This window comes from Candidatus Megaera venefica (assembly GCF_034554655.1).
Taxonomy (GTDB): domain Bacteria; phylum Pseudomonadota; class Alphaproteobacteria; order Rickettsiales; family Rickettsiaceae; genus Megaera_A; species Megaera_A venefica.
Genome location: NZ_JARJFB010000275.1, coordinates 1 through 661, shown reverse-complemented (window position 1 = coordinate 661; position 661 = coordinate 1). Strand labels below are relative to the sequence as shown.

Sequence of the window (661 nt, the reverse complement as noted above, 5' to 3'; positions counted from 1 at the left end):
AAGGAAATCAGGATTAGCAGATCAAATAGGATTTAGGGATGAGTAAATGGCAAATTAAATTTACTCCAAGAGCAGAAAAGAAGTTTTTTAAACTTTCTTCCGACACCCAAAAGTCAGTACTTGATTATTTATATAATAGAATATTAAAACTTGATAACCCTAAACTTTTTGGCAAGCCTTTGGTTTCTAACAAGAAAGGTTTATGGCGTTATCGATTGGATAAATTTAGAATAATTTGTAAACTAGAAGAGGATAAACTTGTTGTTTTGGTAGTTGCGTTAGCTAAGCGAGATGTGGTTTACGAAGATTGAAATACATAATACTTGACGTATTTATTTCTTCGGTATAATTTGGGTGAGTTCTGTCTTGCATTGACTACGTTGGCTCTCGTCGACTAGTCGGAGACAGAACACTTCGTACTTGACGCATTTTTTCATTTGGTGTAGCTTAGAATAGTTCTACTTTGATTATTAATGCTCTAGCTCTTGTTAGTTAATCGATGTAGAACGGCTCCCTGATTTTTCAAAAAAGCCTAAAATCTCTTAACGAAAACCCGCCCCAAAATTAGTCGCATAACGTTTCTTAGTCTCTCCGTCAAAACTCTAAATTTTTGATATAATTTCAAGAATTTCAAAAATAAATCACCGCACATTCATTTTTT

Annotated in this window: 1 protein-coding gene; it reads left to right on the top strand. The window is 33.4% G+C overall.

Going from position 1 to position 661, the window contains the following annotated elements; all coding sequences use genetic code 11:
* The first annotated feature begins 38 nt into the window (after positions 1–38).
* Positions 39–311 carry a type II toxin-antitoxin system RelE family toxin gene (locus Megvenef_RS09745; protein ID WP_322777711.1) on the top strand — a complete coding sequence of 91 codons (273 nt, stop codon included), beginning with the start codon at positions 39–41 and terminating at the stop codon, positions 309–311.
* Positions 312–661 lie beyond the last annotated feature (350 nt).

Bases quoted from the DNA above. Each gene is read 5' to 3' on its own strand.
- Megvenef_RS09745 (WP_322777711.1), top strand. From the start codon at position 39: ATGAGTAAATGGCAAATTAAATTTACTCCAAGAGCAGAAAAGAAGTTT.